General features: G+C 67.8%; 2 protein-coding genes. Both read right to left on the bottom strand.

What is annotated here, in order from left to right; all coding sequences use genetic code 11:
* A partial coding sequence (locus AC1VS5_RS09545; RefSeq protein ID WP_481218470.1) for a zinc-ribbon domain-containing protein occupies window positions 1-755 on the bottom strand: 755 nt, incomplete at its 3' end.
* Between the two features lie 128 nt (window positions 756-883).
* Window positions 884-2,261 (bottom strand): DNA topoisomerase (locus AC1VS5_RS09540; protein ID WP_481218469.1); only part of this gene is annotated, 1,378 nt, incomplete at its 5' end.

Genomic DNA, 2,261 nt, shown 5'->3' with positions numbered 1-2,261 from the left:
GCCGCATCCTGCGCGGTCTGTCGCCACGAGACCTGCCGGGGCGCGGCCTCCTGGCTGGAAGGCTGGCCGGCAACGCCGCCACCGAGCACCGTGGTCGCCTCGTCCTGCGGCGGCTCGGACCACAGGGCGTCCTCGGCAGCCGCGGCATCGGCTGCAGCAGCGGCGCGCTCCGCTTCGTCGGGATCGGGCGAGGGCGCAAGCCCCGTGGTGCGCTCGTCGTTGGGAGCAACGTCCTCGCCGGGTGCCGGGGCATCGTCGGCACCGAGAAGGATGGTGCCGTTCGGCAGCTCGCTCGCGGCACCCTCCGCAGCGGCGGCATCGGGGGCGAAGGCGGTCGTCTCGTCTTCGCTTGCGCCGCCGATGGCAAGCGCGCTCGTTTCGTCCTCGCTCGCGGCGTCTGCAGCACCCGCCTCGTCGGCGGAAAGAGCCGTTGTCGGCTCATCGCCCGCGGCATCGGCACCAAGCGGTGCCCCGTCAGGCCCTTCCGCGGGCTCTTCTGCCAGCGGCGAGGCAGCGTGCTCGACCTGGGGCTCCCCGTCTGGCGACTCCCCGATGGTCGCATCGTGCACCGATTCGGCAACCGAAGCCTCCTGCGCTTCATGCCCGGCCATTGGCTGTGCGCCAACGCTCTCCCGCCCGGCCTGCTGCCCCTGCTCGAGATCGCTGCGCGGAATCACCTTGGCCACCGGAGCGCCGCATTGCGTGCAAAACTTCACATCGTCCGGCAATTTGCTGCCGCAATTCGTGCAGAACATCGCACCCTCCCGCCGTTATTCGCAAGATACGTACATGATACGCGAACCACGGCACGGGAAGCCTTGGCGCAGCCGCACCAAAAGGACCCCGATTGGCAGCACCGCTTCGGTGCTATGCGCAGCCCCTGCTACTTGGTTGTTTTCTTCGCCGCCGTCTTCTTGGCGCCCGGCTTGGCCGCGCTCTTGCGCGTACCGCCCTTGGCAGAACCGCCCTTGGCCGCGCCGCGCGCCCCGCGACCGCGCGCCGGCTTCTTCTCCTTGCCTGGGCAGTCCATGTTCACGCAGATACGCCATGGGCCGCGTGCCGTCTGAACCACGACGACGGGCGCGCCGCAGTGCTCGCACACCTCGCCCGTGGCCTCAAGCTTGCCGCGCGCCGGCAGGGGGTAGCTCACACCACATTCGTCGTAGTTCGTGCAGCGGATGAATCGCTTGCCAGATCGCTCGCTCTTATGCGCGACTAGCTCTCCGTGGCGACCGGCCTCGGCGCATACGCGGCACTCCCCCACCACCAGATCGGGCTCGAAATTGGTGGGGCACTTGGGGTTCACGCAAACCTCGTAGGCCTTCTGCCTGAACGGTTGGCACTTGATGCGCGGAGCGCCGCACTCGGGACACACCGCCCCCTCGCCCTCGATCGGCGAGACCTTCACGCCGCTCGGCACCGGATAGGTCACGTCGCACTCCGGCCAGCCCATGCACCCGATGAAGCTCCCGCGCGTCTTGGCGCTCGTTTTCATCACAAGGTCCTTGCCGCACTTGGGGCACGTGCCCACCTTCGCGTCGGCCGTCACCGCGTCGGCGATGGCCTCGCCTAGATCGTCCTTGTGCGCGATGAGCGTATCGAGCATGCCGGCGAGCAGCGCGCGCGAATGCTCGACCACGTGCTCTTGGGTATCGGCGCCCGCAGCAACGTGCGTCATGTCGTCTTCGAGCTCAGAGGTCATCTCGGGCGTGGTGATGCGGGGAGCGAACTCGTGGAGCGCGTCCACGATGGCCATGCCGAGCTGGCTGGGCTCGATGGGATCGTTCTTGAGATAGCGCACCTGGTAGAGGCGCTCGATGATGCTTGCACGGGTCGACTTGGTACCAAGGCCGCGCTTCTCCATCTCCTGCACGAGCCGACCCTGGCTGTAGCGAGCTGGCGGCTCGGTCTGCTTGGCCTCGAGCTTGATATCAGAGACATCGATTGCGTCGCCCTCTGCAAGCGGCGGCAACTGCTCGTCGCGCTTGAGGCCGTACGGGTACGCCTCGCGGAAGCCCGCATCCACCAGAACATCGCCCGAAGCCGTGAAGGGCTCGCCCGACACATCGATGGAAAGCTTCGTGTTCTCGATGGTCGCCGGCCCCATAAGCGTGGCGAGGAAGCGCCTCGCGATAAGCATGTAGAGCTTCTTCTGCCCGCCGTCGAGCGTCTCGGGGTCGCCTTGGCCCGTGGGGTGGATGGGGGGATGGTCGGTGGTCTCGGTCTTGCCACGGGTGGCCTTCAAGGGGCCGGCGGACAGC

The organism is Enorma sp., assembly GCF_982429025.1.
Note: the sequence above shows the minus strand (reverse complement) of the source record. Positions and strands in the feature narration are given on the sequence as shown.